The 1,113-nt window shown below is 55.3% G+C and carries 1 protein-coding gene; it reads right to left on the minus strand.

Annotated features, from left to right (window positions below):
• Nucleotides 1-885: hypothetical protein (locus N2315_09480; protein ID MCX7829401.1), on the minus strand; the 885-nt coding region annotated here is incomplete at its 3' end.
• Between the last annotated feature and the right edge of the window lie 228 nt (nucleotides 886-1,113).

Below are 1,113 nucleotides of genomic sequence, written 5' to 3' on the forward strand. Positions count from 1 at the left end.
GTTCTTCCCATCCCATACGGTGTTTTGGGGTACCGTGTTCCGCCCTTCAAAGATGCGAACCGGCGTATTCTGGCTGTCTAGAATTTCGAGCCGCCAGCTTGCAATCCCCTCGGTTACCTGAAGCTGTGGAATAATGGTGAGCGTATCCTTTACCCTATCGCCATTGGGAGAGAAGGCCCGGGTGTCGGTATTCACAAGTACCGGCGTATCGGCGGTGGTAAGGGTAAACTGTACCGCATTAGAGGCTCCCCGGTTTCCTGCCCGGTCAGTGCTGACCAGTCGATACTCATACACCCCATCAGGTACCGGTCGCCCCTGGGAATCTCGACCATCCCAGGTGATGCGGGGGTCTACTTTCCCACTGAAAGTAAAGGTGCGCATCAATATGCCTGTCCCTTCACCGGTTCGGCTTGCCACGGGGGCCTTCCCTGCTTCCTGCACCAGGCGGATTTCGCCGGTCCACTGGATTTCTTCGCTGCTATCCTGGGTAAACTCCATTTCGTCCAGGTTCCCGTCGTTGTTGGGAGAGAAGGCCGGATAGGATGCCACCACCCGGGCCGTTGGGGCGGTTATATCGAGCACAAAAGAAGGCGATTTGGTGATCGCCACATGGCCGTTCTGGTAGGTAACCCGTAATTGGGCCTGATACGTTCCTTCGGGTAAGAGGGCCCCCTCTCCTGATTTTCCATCAAAAATGACCTGGGCCGGTGGGGCCATGGTGGTACCTTCAAAGATTCGCCGTACCGCGCCAGAACCATCCAAAATACTTAGATCCCAGCGGGTTATCCCTTCTTTTACGGGAACCCCCGGACTTAACACCAGGGTATCCTTTATTCCATCGCCATTGGGCGAGAAGAAGCTATCATTAATGAGAAGACTTACCACCGGTCGCTCGGTGTTTACGATGATATTGCCTAACTCGGTGTTCCCCGTGTTCTGGGCCCGGTCTGTGGCGCTTATCCGATAGGTATACACCCCATCGGGAACAATCTGTCCCGTGTCGTTCTTCCCGTCCCAGATAAGACTTGCAGGGGCGGTGGTACTGGTTCCAGCGGGACTTGCGTTGGTGAAACTAAAGTTTCGAACCAGGGTCCCCGCGGCGTTATATATGCC

The organism is Thermanaerothrix sp. (genome assembly GCA_026417795.1).
In the GTDB taxonomy this organism is placed as follows: Bacteria; Synergistota; Synergistia; order Synergistales; family Synergistaceae; genus Thermanaerovibrio.